This is a genomic window from Lentimicrobium sp. S6 (assembly GCF_013166635.1).
GTDB lineage: Bacteria > Bacteroidota > Bacteroidia > Bacteroidales > UBA12170 > UBA12170.
Genome location: NZ_JABKBZ010000062.1, coordinates 20,844 through 33,126 on the forward strand (window position 1 = coordinate 20,844; position 12,283 = coordinate 33,126).

Consider the following 12,283-nt stretch of genomic DNA (forward strand, 5'->3'; position numbering starts at 1 on the left):
TGTTATTTAGGTATAGTTTGGTTTTAATAGCTAATGTTATTTTATTTTTAAAACTTCTCTAATATTAGAAGGGATGCCATCTTTATGCAGCATAACAGATAAAACTCTTGCGCGAAAATAATTTTCAGAAAAATATATTGGCGAATTTGGAAACTGCTTTTTAGAGTTTGAATCCTTAATCTTATAATATTTTTTTCCAGTTTCATCTCTTGCTATTCCAATGATTTGCACATTATGGATATCTGTTGTTTTCCAGTTTTCGTAAAGATTATCACGAGTATCCTGGTCAATTATTGTATTGGTACTGTCAATTTCAAAATCAGCATAGCCCAGATTACTTTTATATGATTCTTCTGTAATATGGAAATCACCAGTTAATGTGAATCCTTTGTTGATAGCAGAATCAATAAGCTTAATGTATTCGTCTAATTTTATATTGTAAAAATCCTTTTTATGCAGCCAGTTACCATCGACTAATAATTCACCTGGTTTATTAAATTCCAAATATGAATAAGATGTAATTTTTATATAATCATCAAATGGAATATTAAGAATGCTTTCTGAAAATTCAATGGGTGTCATTACTTTATTATTATACTCAATGCTTATAGGTAACTTGCCCATATTTTTGGTGAGTATTTTTTTAAACCCATCTATCCAAGGACTGGATAAGATCCCGTCCCTCCATTGACTATTAAGTTTGCCTTCTCGTCCATCTTGTTCAACTCTTAGTGTATAGTCATACATATCTTTATAAAATTTATAATGATTATGTACTTTTTTTGATTTTATAAGTCCGGAATAATTTGAATATGGAACAATCCCATATTTCTTTATCATTTCAAATGCATCGTAATTAAAATAGCCATCAAAATCAAAATCAACACGGCCTCTCAATCGAATACGCCTAAGTGTTTTTTCAACATAAAGATTATAAGCTACAAACATTGTTGAGAGTTCAAAATCACCTCTCCCCAAACGGTGCAGCTCTGATTCTAAAAATGATATATCACTGAAAATTGCACATAATGATGTTTCATCTTGCGATTTATATGATGAAACCCAATTCTCGTTGATGTCAGTAAATTCCTTAGATTCTTGGGCATTTATTTGTAATGTAAATAATTGAGTAGCCACTAATAAGGTAATTGATGCTATTTTAATACTTTTCATATGTTTTTTTTTAATAGGATGAACATCCACTCTGCAAACAGACGAGGTATCAAGTTTGTACAAAACATTGTTTTTCGCAATTTAAACCCACAATGTGGGATTAAAATGACTTGATCAAAGTTTTTGTTTTTCGTAACAAAAACTTGCTTCTCGAATTTTTGTTTTAGATATTTTATTGTCACCGTTGCAAAATAACACTTCTAGTTGCTGTATTCCTTTTAACCGTCAGTTTGAAATAGTAAGTGCCATTTGAGACTTGTTTTCCCGAGTTATTCTTGCCGTTCCATGACACCGTATAAGTACCAGGCTGTTTTGTTTCATCTACAAGAATATTAATTCTTTTTCCTAAAGTATCGAAAACCTCTAATTTTGTATTTGAACGATTATTCAAGTTAAAGTTAATGGTGGTATTATCACTAAATGGATTAGGATATATCTTTTCTATCGTTGCTGATTTGGCTATTTCTGGTAGTGAAATAAGAGTTGAATCAAGAAAGATTTCCCCCCAATCCTTATCATCATAATAAGTAAATAGCAGCGAATTGTGGTCTTCATTATAGGTTGGGTAAATTATTTTGTCTCCTTCGAAAAATAGTTCTGGATCACCGCTAAAATCAGGACTAAATTTATAAATTCCGGGCAATTCATAACCAGTTATGTAGTAATTACCTTCCATATCTTTCGCAATTCCGTCGCTGCCTGCTAGGTTTGTACTAGTTATAGTATAAATTGTTGAATCAGTTAGGTTTATTGCATTGATCTTTGGATTTGAAACATCCTGACAAACTAACATCCTGTTGTACTCCGGTTCATAGAGTAAACCATTTGGCCAATGAAGTTCATTTCCCTCTCCTTCTACCCATACCCAATACTCTTGTGTTTTGGGATTAATTTTAAAAATTCTATTCCCAAAGCGTTCTGAAGTGTATAGGATTCCCATGGAGTCTACCACAAAACTAGATAAATGGTTAACACCAGCTATATTAATATCCATAACTAATTCTCCTGAATTCAGATCATAGCCCAAAACACTTCCATCAGAGCCATCTCCTGATCCATATACTGTATCTTCTACTATTTGCATACCATCGTTCATGTGGGCATTTTCCACAAAGTATCTTTGTATCCCAAGGCTGTCTATTTTAACTAGATCACCTAAACTTCCAAAATTTGACACTAAGTAGCGATTATGTGCTTTATCAATTACAATTTTTTGCGGATAAATTAGTAATGTGTCCTGTGCTTTTGACAGGAATACTCCAAGAATTAATAAACTTATTGTAAATACTGTTTTCATAATTTATCTTTATTCGTGAATATTTAATTGCATACATATTGATTGTCTGCCTGTTTTATCAATTAATTCCGGATGATTAGTAATCACTTCAAATCCTTTATTTTTATATAAGTTGGTTGCCTCTGCAAGCTCAGTAGTTGTGAATAATAATATTGCTGAGTATTTTTGTTTTAGAGCATTTTCAATGGCTTTGTCTAGCATCATTTTACCCAACTTTTGGCCACGATATTTTTCTTTAATTGTAAATTTTTGAAGTTCACATGCCTTGTTGTTAACTTTTTGCAATACATATGTACCAATTACTTCTTCTTTTATTTTAAGTAAAAATATTTTACCTTCTTTATTAATTATCTCATTAATGGGGTCTGAAAGAACCTGAATGTCATGTTCAGTTAGTTCTAAATATGAATTCAGCCACTCTTCATTTAATTGCTGAAAACTCTTTAAATACTTTTTTTCGTATTCAATATGATCAATAGTTTTTTGAATAATCTTCTCGTTTATTTGTTGGCAGGGGTTTCTGTGCTGAAGTAATTTTTTCAACCGTGCTATTTTATCTTGAAAATCAGGAACACTTTTTTTCATTAAGAATTTCATTAGTTACAATTTTCAATTATTCTAGAAAGGGTTTTTTCTATGTTTTTAATTTCATCATCATTAATTCCTTTTAGAGCAATTTCTCTATTTGATGAAATTATATTGTTTAGTTCACCAAGTATCTTTTGGGCATATTCAGTTAGCTCAATTTTATATTTTCGTCTATCATTTATATCTGTTGAACGCTTCAAGTATTTATTTTTAACCATTAATTCTATCATTCTGGTTATTGAAGCATTATCCTTGAAGATAAGTTTGGCAATTTCACTTTGCGAAAGTGATGGGTTGTCATTCAAGAATTGAATTAAGAGAGCTTGATCAACGGTTATGTCCTTAAATTTTTCTTGTATTCGTTTTAATACAAATTTTCTATATTCTTTAATTGTTTTTTCAATAGAATAAAAAATTGTTTGTTTAGGGGTTTTCATCACTATTTATTTATATTTGTTACAAATATAATTGATATATCAAATAAAAAAAATAATTTAGCATTTTTTTTACTTTTTAATTAACAAACAGATTCATTATTTCCTTCATCTGGGTTTCCTCTCAATGAAGCAGCCCAATAGCCATCTTGCTTGAGCCCACATACATAATTTTTATTTTGAAATATTTCAATTTTCTGCATTATCATAAATGAACTCTATGGCTTGATTCAATTCAGCTAATATCTTTCAATAATGTTTCGCTTAAGGTTTTAATTCTGCTAGCTCAGGCTATTATTCCTATTTCTTCAAAACTTACTTGCTTATACATTCTAAGTGCAATTTCTTTTTTTGCCACCATTTTCCATTTATTAATTCCTACGACCCATAGTTCACCTTTTTCAGTTTTGAAATACTCAATTAAACAGAGGTAATTTGGTTCGCTCCTGATTAAAATATTGTGGGATAAAAAATTAATTTAAACGGAGATTTTAAGAGACATCCTGTAATAGATGGAAAAAATAAATATGGATTGAATTATCCTTATCTGCTCCATTAAAAATTATGAGTAAAAGTACAATGTGTCTAATGTCAATTTCAGTATAAATACTAATTTTGCCCTAGAATATAATATTGCGACGCTGAAGTTTCTCTGAACACGAAACCGCCAATTTCAATTACAGAGAGAGACTAGAAAGCGAATGCATCCAAATAGGGTGCGTTCCTTTCGCTAGTCTATAGTTCTGTTCGGTGCTTGGCGGTACCAGTGTTCAGCTTTAGATATAGCAAAGGTTCGCACCTTTTCATTTATGTGTGAGCCTGGTTTTAACTAACAAATAGAGCCATGGTAGAATTGAAAAAAGTTCCCATTCCAATAGATGAGAAGCTAAAGCATCTCAGTGCATCTGAAGTACAAAACATATTTGATGCCTATCATTTTACAGACCAAAAAGCAAAAGACATCATTAGCGATTATAAATTGGTTGGCGTTCCTTTAGGCGGGTTACGGTATATATTAAAATATAAGGAAAATTCTGACAATAGTTGCCCAACTCATGATACAATTTCCTGGCAAAAAGCTAAGGGTAGAAATGTATGGGGCATTCCTTTTTGTCCTATTTGCAATATGAGTGTTTGGGAAACTTTACCATTAAACTTTTATAATCGAAAACCAAAAGTCATAAAGTCAGTTAAGGTAAAAATTAAGCATCCAAAATTGGAAGGAATTATTCTCGATTTAAAAAAGTATAAATCACTTGGGTTTTCGTTAAAAGTACTTATCGTATGTTGGTTTAATCTTGATAAAAAAAAGAAATCGGGAAACTTAAGTTTTTTCTCCTTAGAGGGTGCTAATATATTTCCTAGCCAAACCATGAAAAATGAATACCTGTTTAAACTTAAGGAGAATAATCTAATTATTGGCAATAGATATTTGCTTAAAAATATTCTGTTAGAATCAGAACTTTCTGACAGTTTTACTGTAAGTCTTCAAAACTTAGTGTACTAAATGTTTAAATAAATAAGAGACACTTAATTCTTATTTTTCACTAAAATAAATAATAATTTTCAGGCTGAGCTAATAAGCCGTTAATTTTATTTCCAACGACATTTTTACTGGATTTTTGAGGATCCAAAAAATGTGTCAGAATAAATTTAACTAACCTGCCTGCTAGCATAATATTTACTTCTTCTTTCAGATAATGTTAGTTGTTTAATTTTCTTTCGTTTTTCAAGTATTCTATGTGCTTTTCCAAAATACATATCAGAAGGTGTTACATTATTCAATGATTCATGGTACCTCTTATAGTTATAGTAATGCACAAACTTCTTCAACGCATGCTCTAACTCCATTGGACTGTGATAGATATCCAATTTAATCACATTTTTCATCGACCTATGGTATCTTTCAATTTTACCTTGTGTTTGCGGATGTCCTGGCCTACCATGTATTTGCTTAATATCATTGTCTTGCAAGTAGTCTCTAAAGTCAGCCGCTATATAGCTACTACCATTATCGCTTAGCAGTTTAGGCTTTTGATTATTTTTAAACTCTGTTAGGCATAGAGCTTCATTTATAGTACTTTCAGCATCTTTTGCAGTCATGTTCTTACATAGTTTCCAATGCACAATAAAACGGCTATAATCATCAAGAACTGTAGATAAGTAATACCAACCCCAACCCAGTATTTTAAAATAAGTAAAGTCAGTTTGCCACATCTCGTTTACTCTTACAGTTTTATCTTTAAACTCATTTGACGCCCTTATTAAATCGAATGCAGGAGGTCTAATTAAGCCTTTTGCCTTTAATATACGATAAGATGAACTCTCAGAGATAAAACGCTTATAAGTATCGGTATATAAACATGCTATTTCACGAGGTGACTTCTCTGGGTGCTCTAAAGCTAGTTCTATGATTAACAGTCTTTCACCCTCAGGTATCTGATTCCAATACTGTTTTCTAGCTCTTGGTTTCTTTGCTAAGCCATCATAACCGTCTTTTAAGTAGGCATTGTACCATTTATAAAATGTGCTTTTATGGATACCTAATTCTGCTAAAGTCTTATTTATACTTATTGTGCTTTGCTCAACAAGTTGTATGATTTCAAATTTTTCAAGTTGACTAATTCTCATGTACTTACGATATTTAGGGTTTACTCCAAGCCAGTTACACTTTTTTTTAATAATTGATTGTGTAAGTATAAGTCAGCTAATGCTTTCTTTAAATCATCATTTTCTTTTTTAAGATGATCAACTTCATCATTTGTAGCATTTCTTGTGGTGTCACCACTTAACTGCTTTTTACCAGCTTCTAGAAAATCCTTGCTCCATTTATAATAAACACTATCATTAATGCCATATTTACGACATATCGCAGCTACGGATTCTTCTCGTTGCATACCTTCAATTACAACTCGAATCTTTTCTTCTGCACTATAAACTCTGCGTGTTTGTCGTTTAATATCTTTAATTAAACCTGTTGAACTTTTCTTTGCCATTTTGCTATTCTCCTTTATTATTAAAATTAACAAAATGTCTCTTAATTTTAGGTAGGCACTAGTACACTTTTGTTTGAATATTTACACTATAGCAGTTTCGTCTAAAGTGTCTAAAAAAGTGTCGATTGAAGAAATAAGGTTCTTACCATTGTAATAGAATCCATGACCTGCATAATAAAGAATGATTATATCACTTTTATTCGCGTAACTTGATATTTCCTTAACTTTCTTTTCAATCGTTGTTTTAGTAGCTAGGTTATCAGGTAGGTATTCAAAATTATCTCTATCACAACCAAGCTCAACTAAAGTATTTAAGAATGCATTTGCATCATCAATCGCATGTTTTACCTTTCCCATTTTTTTTGAGTCATGATAGTTTTCAACAGCGATTATTATTCCTATATAATTTCTCATTTATTGTATTTTATTGGCATTGCGGGCAACTAAGAACCAGATATAAGGACGAGACTTTATCACATAACGGATTATTTTGTCACAAAAAAAAACATCTTATAATTTCATTAAATGAAAAATATGATTTACTTTGCGTAAATTAAATTTACTATGAGTTAATTTATGAATACAAGAAAACAACGAGAGATTGAAAACAGAATTAAGGATATCGTTTGTGTAGCCGAGGAATTGTTCGCTAAATATGGATTTGAAAATGTCACAATGGATCAGGTTTCAAAAGCGGCTAAATTTAGTAAGCCTACATTATACAAGTATTTTAAGAGCAAGGATGAATTGGCGCTTTTAGTATATAAAGAAATCCAATTAAAGAAAATTCCATTTATGGAAGCCTGTATATCAGATTCTAAAACAGGAGCAGATAAGCTTTATATGATAGCAATGGGATTCCAAAAATTCTTTTCCCAATATCCCTACGCCCTTAAATTTCAGCTTGAATGGGATTATAAAGGGTTGAAAAGAGACAAGGTAAGGCCTGAAGTATTTGAAGATGTTGGGAAATATTTTGATTCGGAGATGCCATACATTGAAGAACTTATAAGTAGTGGTATTGAAGATGGAAGCTTTCGGACGGATCTTAATTATAACATGGTACTGAATATATTCTATCTTCTACTACGTACCATCCTCAATCAACAATTTTTCATGAATGATCATGAGGAATGGGTGTACTCCAAGGAAGTTGATATTTCAGAAGCGTATGAAATGTTTGTTCAAGTATTTTTAGATGGACTAACGCCAAATTCTGTAAAAGCAAATTAAAACAAATTAAAATGAAAACAATGAAGTCTAAGTTGAATTTAATAATCATAGCGACCTTTTTATTAAACAATATGGTAATTGGTCAAATATCAAATGTAAATAATATTAAAACAAAGATTGATGAAGTAGCTATGAAAGCTGTTGAGCTTGAATTATTCTCAGGAGCTATTCTGGTTGCAGAAAAAGGTAAAATAATTTATTCAAAAGCATTTGGTGAGGCTAATAAAGATCATAATATAAAAAACAACTTAGAAACAAAGTTTAATATTGCGTCAATTGGCAAATCATTTACTTCGACCGCAACAATGATTCTAGCCCAAAAAGGATTACTTAAAATAAATGATCCAGTAATAAAATATTTACCAAATTTTCCATTCGGAAAAGAAATTACAATTCATCACTTATTAACACATACATCGGGGCTTGGTGATTATTTATCAAATCCAGTTTATGTAAGCAACAAGAATAATCTAAGTAGTATTAATGACTTGATACCGATTATCTATTCAGAAGATCTTATATTTAGTAAACCAGGAGAATATATGGCTTATTCAAATTCTGGAGCAATTGTTATGGGAGCAGTGATTGAAAGTATTACTGGCCAATCATATTTTGGTTTTCTTCAACAAAATATTTTTTCTCCACTAAATATGAACAATACAAGCTATAAGAATTCGGATGATGTAATTCCAAATCGTGCCACTGGGTATATTAAAAAAATGAGTGGAGGATTCAGTAATAATTCTCATACTTTATATGCACCAAGTCCGGCTGGCGGATTGCAATTAACAGTTGGAGACCTTTTCTTATTTGATCAGGCTTTATATGATACTTTATTACTTTCTGACGAATACAAGAAAATAATGTTTACTCCATATAAAAACAATTATGCTTGTTATTGGGGGGTCTTCGAAAGATTTAATAACACAGTTATAGGTCATGCCGGTGGTTCTCCCGGAATTAATACTTGGTTTAGAAGATATATTAATGATGAGTACACAATTATTGTATTATCAAATTATGATAATGGAGCGGAATCAATATTTTTTAAGATAGAATCAATTTTATTTAACCAAGAATATTCCCTTCCAAGAACTCCGGTGGCAGAATTTCTTTACCCTTTAATAAAAGATGAAGGTGTTGAGCTTGTGCATGCAAATATTTCAGAAATTCTTAAAAAGAGTAATTACCAAATCCCAAATTCTGATGTACTTAATACTTTCGGATATGCATTATTGCAACAAAATGATACTGAAATGGCAATTAATTGTTTTTTATTGAATACATATCTCTTTAAAGATGATGCTAATATTTTTGACAGCCTCGGTGAAGCATATATGAAGGCAGGTAAAAGAGAACTTGCTATAGAGAATTATGAGAAATCTATAAAATTGAATCCAAAGAATGCAAGTGCAATTAAAATGTTAGAAAAACTGAGACAATAGTATTATTTCAGTTGTCAACAAAAACAAATTGCTTTTAACAAACTGTCATTTTAAAATAATAACCCTTTTATAATCAGATATTCATGAAGATAAAAATAATTTGGGCTTATACAGCTATCGTAATTAATGTCTTGTTAAACAGTTTTAATGCTTATTCTCAAACATTGAATTTTGCAGAAATAGACAAGTTAATAAACCAATATGCTCAAAACGGAATGTTTAATGGTTGTGTTTTAGCTGCCGAAGGATCAAATGTAATATATCAGGGTGCATATGGACTTGCAGATTTTGAGAATAAAACGAATTTGATGATTGATGATGTATTTGGGCTTGGTTCGATTGCCAAACAGTTCACAGCAACAGGGATCATGATTTTGATTGAAAAAGGTGAAATAGAATTTAATAATAAACTTATAGAATTCTTTCCAGAGTTTGTGGATTTTGCAAGTGAAGTAACAATACATCATTTACTAACACACACATCAGGTCTTTTCGATTATCTAAATGAACAAGGTTTGGAATTGAACAATCAGATGAAAATAATCACTCCAAAAGAAGCATTTGATCAGATTTTAAATTCCAAAAGACTAAAGTTTAAACCAGGTACAAACTGGTCATACAGTAATTCTGGTTATTTTCTTCTTTCTCTAATAATAGAAAAGGTTTCTGGCAAGTTTTATCATGAGTTTATTTCTGAGCAGATTTTTATTCCGCTTGGTATGAAAAGTTCCAGTGTTAACTATCATCTAGATACGGTTGCGATAAATAGGATTAAAAGCTATGAGTTCCAAATGGAATCTGACTGGGACCTTAAATTAAAAGTGAATGGAGAAAGTGGTCTATACTCAACAGTTCATGATATATTGCTTTGGAATCAATCATTATCTAGCGAGAAGTTACTTAGTGAGAAATCATTAAATTTGATTTTTCAACCAACAGAATTAAATGATGGTAAAAAGATAAATTATGGATTTGGCTGGCACATTCAACAAAAAGAAAATGAAAAATTAGTATATCACAGAGGTGCAACAGCAGGTTTCAGATGTCATAATGAATATAACTTAGCAAATGAACATTCAATTATAATCTTTACTAATGATGCAGGAATGTCTGAAGTATTTGATATTTCAAATAATATCCGAAATATTCTTAATAATAAGCCGATAACCGTAAAAAAAAGACCTTTAAGTAATTATTTGTTTGATTTGTGGTATTTGAAAGGATTGAAAGTGACACAGGACACTATTAAACACCTTCTGATAAATGGTTTTAAAGACAGATATAGCAGATCAGAATCTCGTTTAAATACACTGGGTTACCACTTTTTAGAAAGTCAGAATTTAAATGAGGCATTAGAAATATTCAAGTTAATTGTCAAAATATTTCCACAATCTGCCAATGCTTTTGATAGTCTTGGAGAAGCCCATCTGAAAGCTGGTAATATTGAGAATGCAATTGAGAATTATGAAAAATCTTTAAGACTCGATCCTGAAAATTTAAATGTAACAGAAGTGTTAAGATTTTTGAAAGAGTAAAACAATGAAATAAATAGAGAAGCAGGAATCTATTGGATTGATGCTAAAATAATTGATTCAGTTAAAAACGAGTATGAAAAAGCTGCTATTAATAAAATGTCAAAAAAAAATAATCACTAATATTTTTAGTTCAAAATGAAAATACTGAAGTTAATTTTTAGCTTGCTAATAATTGGAACTATACTAAATGCCCAAAACACATCTAATATAGACACATTATTAACGCTCGGACCTGGTAGTTATGAGGTTTTAATAAGTGAAAATGATATCATAAAAGTCCCTTTTAAAATGCACAATGGTAAACCATTAATGGAATTAGAAATTAATGGTGAAAAAGCAACCTTAATGATTGATAACGGTATTTTATGGAATCAGGTTTGGTTATTTGGCTCACCACTTATAAAGAAACTCACTTTAAATCCGGTGATAAAAGATTCAATGGCAGGAAATAGTGCTGAAAATTCGACTAGTTTGTATTCTTCAAATAACCTGAAACTAAACTTTAAACATATTATCTTTTATGAACAACCAGTGTTGGTATCACCCTCTGTTGCCGGTTATGCAAAAATGTTTCCTGGTGCTGACGGTCAACTATGCAATACTTTTTTCAAACACTTTATTGTTGAGTTTGACTTTATACAAAATGAAATATTTTTACATAATCCCCAAAAATTCAATTATAAGGGAAACGGAAGTATCCTTGATATGCAATTAACAGAAACAGGAACCTATTCTGTTCCTTTTGAAATAACAATGAAGGATGGTACAGTATATAAAGACAGAGTAGATATTGATTTAGGAGGTATCTATTCGTTTAAAATTGCATTAAATAAAAATCATGATATACAACCTCCTTCAGATGCACAAAGTTATCTTTTTTTCGGAGGCACAGAATATAAAGCAAAAATAGAAAATATTAACCGGCCATGAATTGTGGTTGTATCCATGTTGTCATTAATGCTTATGAATTCAACCCCTTTTTCACGGAACATAGTTACCAGGTTAATCAAATGTTTGACTGACCTGCCAAGCCTATCTAATTTCCAAACAACAACTACATCTCCTTCCCGAAGTATTGAAATCATTTTTTCTAATTCTGGTCGTTCTTTAACCGCACTAATTTTTTCTGAAAATATTTCTTCACAATCATTTTCTTTTAGAGCAGATATCTGCAAATCCAAATTTTGATCTTTTGTTGAAACTCTTGCGTATCCAATTTTCATTTTAGGTTCGTTTAATCGTTGGCAGGTTAGACTAATTAATAAAACGAGTTTATGAGAATAATTTAATAATAAAAAAGGACAAATGGTTAAGTCTCATTTATCCCTCAAATCTTGAGACGATAATAAGATGAATATTGATAATTGTTTTTTCTTTAATAAATGTACTATTAATGATTAAGGTTTTGTATGACAAATTTCGTTATTTTTACCGGTACTATGTTTTACAATTTAACTGAAGTTTCGCACCAAATCAGACTGCCTTATCAAGCTGAATTAGAATAGGTTCTTTTTCTCTAAAAAACAGAAAATTTTCACTATTGTTGATTAACTCATGTGCAATTTTCTGAAAATCAACACCA

At 30.7% G+C, this 12,283-nt stretch carries 13 protein-coding genes; 5 read left to right on the forward strand and 8 right to left on the reverse strand.

What is annotated here, in order from left to right; genetic code table 11:
- Positions 1 to 36: 36 nt before the first annotated feature.
- The 5 genes from HNS40_RS17065 to HNS40_RS23540 all read right to left on the reverse strand — a co-directional run bounded on the left by HNS40_RS17065 (position 37) and on the right by HNS40_RS23540 (position 3,701).
- On the reverse strand, positions 37 to 1,173 hold the full coding sequence (locus HNS40_RS17065) for a C1 family peptidase (protein WP_172283075.1): 1,137 nt from the start codon (positions 1,171 to 1,173) through the stop codon (positions 37 to 39).
- Positions 1,174 to 1,351: 178 nt separating this feature from the next.
- Complete coding sequence (locus tag HNS40_RS17070) at positions 1,352 to 2,470, reverse strand: FlgD immunoglobulin-like domain containing protein (protein ID WP_172283076.1); 1,119 nt, start codon at positions 2,468 to 2,470, stop codon at positions 1,352 to 1,354.
- A gap of 9 nt (positions 2,471 to 2,479) precedes the next feature.
- Positions 2,480 to 3,055: a GNAT family N-acetyltransferase gene (locus HNS40_RS17075; RefSeq protein ID WP_172283077.1), complete on the reverse strand. Its 576-nt coding sequence runs from the start codon at positions 3,053 to 3,055 to the stop codon at positions 2,480 to 2,482.
- A gap of 11 nt (positions 3,056 to 3,066) precedes the next feature.
- Complete coding sequence (locus HNS40_RS17080; RefSeq protein ID WP_172283078.1) at positions 3,067 to 3,495, reverse strand: MarR family winged helix-turn-helix transcriptional regulator; 429 nt, start codon at positions 3,493 to 3,495, stop codon at positions 3,067 to 3,069.
- A gap of 80 nt (positions 3,496 to 3,575) precedes the next feature.
- Positions 3,576 to 3,701, reverse strand: coding sequence for a hypothetical protein (locus HNS40_RS23540; RefSeq protein WP_256367555.1), 126 nt, complete (start codon positions 3,699 to 3,701; stop codon positions 3,576 to 3,578).
- 635 nt (positions 3,702 to 4,336) lie between these two features.
- Here HNS40_RS23540 and HNS40_RS17085 point away from each other — a divergent pair.
- Positions 4,337 to 4,999 carry a hypothetical protein gene (locus HNS40_RS17085; protein WP_172283079.1) on the forward strand — a complete coding sequence of 221 codons (663 nt, stop codon included), beginning with the start codon at positions 4,337 to 4,339 and terminating at the stop codon, positions 4,997 to 4,999.
- A gap of 146 nt (positions 5,000 to 5,145) precedes the next feature.
- Here the strand turns inward: HNS40_RS17085 and HNS40_RS17090 are convergent.
- A protein-coding gene (locus tag HNS40_RS17090; protein ID WP_371742953.1) for an IS3 family transposase occupies positions 5,146 to 6,506 on the reverse strand; the annotation gives its coding sequence in 2 pieces (ribosomal slippage) (positions 5,146 to 6,159 and positions 6,162 to 6,506; 1,359 coding nt in all).
- 63 nt (positions 6,507 to 6,569) lie between these two features.
- Positions 6,570 to 6,902, reverse strand: coding sequence for a caspase family protein (locus tag HNS40_RS17095; protein WP_172283080.1), 333 nt, complete (start codon positions 6,900 to 6,902; stop codon positions 6,570 to 6,572).
- A 162-nt stretch (positions 6,903 to 7,064) separates the two neighbouring features.
- On the opposite strand from HNS40_RS17095, the gene HNS40_RS17100 reads away from it, so the two are divergent.
- From HNS40_RS17100 to HNS40_RS17115, 4 genes are all read left to right on the forward strand, one after another.
- The gene (locus tag HNS40_RS17100) at positions 7,065 to 7,721 is read left to right on the forward strand and encodes a TetR/AcrR family transcriptional regulator (RefSeq protein ID WP_172283081.1); all 657 of its coding nucleotides are present in this window, start codon (positions 7,065 to 7,067) and stop codon (positions 7,719 to 7,721) included.
- Positions 7,722 to 7,732: 11 nt separating this feature from the next.
- Complete coding sequence (locus HNS40_RS17105; RefSeq protein ID WP_172283082.1) at positions 7,733 to 9,166, forward strand: serine hydrolase domain-containing protein; 1,434 nt, start codon at positions 7,733 to 7,735, stop codon at positions 9,164 to 9,166.
- 83 nt (positions 9,167 to 9,249) lie between these two features.
- The gene (locus HNS40_RS17110) at positions 9,250 to 10,701 is read left to right on the forward strand and encodes a serine hydrolase domain-containing protein (RefSeq protein ID WP_172283083.1); all 1,452 of its coding nucleotides are present in this window, start codon (positions 9,250 to 9,252) and stop codon (positions 10,699 to 10,701) included.
- 135 nt (positions 10,702 to 10,836) lie between these two features.
- Positions 10,837 to 11,631 (forward strand): hypothetical protein, encoded by a 795-nt coding sequence (locus tag HNS40_RS17115; protein ID WP_172283084.1) that lies wholly within the window; start codon positions 10,837 to 10,839, stop codon positions 11,629 to 11,631.
- Here the strand turns inward: HNS40_RS17115 and HNS40_RS17120 are convergent.
- A complete protein-coding gene (locus HNS40_RS17120; protein ID WP_172283085.1) occupies positions 11,571 to 11,924 on the reverse strand; it encodes a recombinase family protein in 354 nt (117 codons plus the stop codon). The two genes, HNS40_RS17115 and HNS40_RS17120, sit on opposite strands and share 61 nt — an antisense overlap.
- Positions 11,925 to 12,283: the final 359 nt, after the last annotated feature.

Bases quoted from the DNA above. Each gene is read 5' to 3' on its own strand.
- HNS40_RS17065 (WP_172283075.1), bottom strand. From the start codon at position 1,173: ATGAAAAGTATTAAAATAGCATCAATTACCTTATTAGTGGCTACTCAA.
- HNS40_RS17070 (WP_172283076.1), bottom strand. From the start codon at position 2,470: ATGAAAACAGTATTTACAATAAGTTTATTAATTCTTGGAGTATTCCTG.
- HNS40_RS17075 (WP_172283077.1), bottom strand. From the start codon at position 3,055: ATGAAAAAAAGTGTTCCTGATTTTCAAGATAAAATAGCACGGTTGAAA.
- HNS40_RS17080 (WP_172283078.1), bottom strand. From the start codon at position 3,495: ATGAAAACCCCTAAACAAACAATTTTTTATTCTATTGAAAAAACAATT.
- HNS40_RS23540 (WP_256367555.1), bottom strand. From the start codon at position 3,701: ATGATAATGCAGAAAATTGAAATATTTCAAAATAAAAATTATGTATGT.
- HNS40_RS17085 (WP_172283079.1), top strand. From the start codon at position 4,337: ATGGTAGAATTGAAAAAAGTTCCCATTCCAATAGATGAGAAGCTAAAG.
- HNS40_RS17095 (WP_172283080.1), bottom strand. From the start codon at position 6,902: ATGAGAAATTATATAGGAATAATAATCGCTGTTGAAAACTATCATGAC.
- HNS40_RS17100 (WP_172283081.1), top strand. From the start codon at position 7,065: ATGAATACAAGAAAACAACGAGAGATTGAAAACAGAATTAAGGATATC.
- HNS40_RS17105 (WP_172283082.1), top strand. From the start codon at position 7,733: ATGAAAACAATGAAGTCTAAGTTGAATTTAATAATCATAGCGACCTTT.
- HNS40_RS17110 (WP_172283083.1), top strand. From the start codon at position 9,250: ATGAAGATAAAAATAATTTGGGCTTATACAGCTATCGTAATTAATGTC.
- HNS40_RS17115 (WP_172283084.1), top strand. From the start codon at position 10,837: ATGAAAATACTGAAGTTAATTTTTAGCTTGCTAATAATTGGAACTATA.
- HNS40_RS17120 (WP_172283085.1), bottom strand. From the start codon at position 11,924: ATGAAAATTGGATACGCAAGAGTTTCAACAAAAGATCAAAATTTGGAT.